The sequence below is a fragment of the Streptomyces sp. AC627_RSS907 genome, from assembly GCF_019049165.1.
The window spans coordinates 1-550 of the sequence record NZ_JAGMUE010001471.1; the positions used below are offsets into that span (position 1 = coordinate 1).

The following is a 550-nucleotide window of genomic DNA, read 5'->3' on the forward strand; positions in this document are numbered from 1 at the left end:
GGATTGGCTTCTGCGCTGAGTTTGTTAGCCTTGACGTGACGCCGGCCCGATCCAAGCCCCCGGGCCCAACCATCGTCGCTACGAGCGACCACTTGCCGCGAGGCGAGCATGGCGGGTCGGCGTCACCTAAGCGTTCACGTCGGGCGCCTCACCCCAGGTGAGGCGCCCGACGCGCGTTCCGGCCCCGGGCGAACGCCGCCCGGGGCCGGCGCGCGTCAGTCCCGCAGCAGGTCCGGCACGCCCGCGGCGTCGGGGTCGTCCCGCTCGCCGGAGAGGACGGTCAGTTGCTGGGTGGCCCGCGTCAGCGCCACGTACAACACGCGCAGCCCGGCCGGGGACTCGTCGGCGATCTCCGCCGGCGAGACCACCACCGTGGCGTCGTACTCAAGACCCTTGGCCTCCAGGCTGCCGAGCACCACGACCCGACCACGTGGCTCGCCCGCGCCGCCGACGCCCGCGCCGGCGCCCACGCCAGCGCTCGCGCCCGCCTCAGCGTCGTCCCCGGTCAGCTCCGCCAGCCAGGCGCGGGCCCGCGCGCGCCGCTCCATCG

1 protein-coding gene is annotated in these 550 nt (G+C 75.5%); it reads right to left on the bottom strand.

Features of this window, described 5'->3' with window-relative positions:
- Nucleotides 1–215 precede the first annotated feature (215 nt).
- Nucleotides 216–550: ATP-binding domain-containing protein (locus tag KUM32_RS42505; protein WP_217146921.1), on the bottom strand; the 335-nt coding region annotated here is incomplete at its 5' end.